Below are 246 nucleotides of genomic sequence, written 5' to 3' on the forward strand. Positions count from 1 at the left end.
GTGCCGATCAGCATCCTCGTGTTCGGCATCGGCCTCATCCGCAACGGCTTCACGATGATGAAGAAGGAGGGGCGGAGCCTCGGCAACCGTCTCTCGCTGATCCTCGGACTCGCTGTGCTGGCGTTGCCAGTCCTCTCGATCGCGCTCGTTCTGACAATCGGTCTCGCGGGCCTCTTCTTGGCCGCCCTCATCGCGTTCGTCTCCGCCTACGCGAGCATGGTGTTCATCTCGTTCGCGATCTACTCG

Annotated in this window: 1 pseudogene; it reads left to right on the plus strand. The window is 62.2% G+C overall.

The window, feature by feature from the left end:
• Positions 1–246, plus strand: a pseudogene (locus SB658_RS26520) (hypothetical protein); the annotation flags it as partial.

It is taken from the genome of Bacillus sp. SIMBA_008 (genome assembly GCF_046535495.1).
Lineage (GTDB): Bacteria > Bacillota > Bacilli > Bacillales > Bacillaceae > Bacillus > Bacillus subtilis.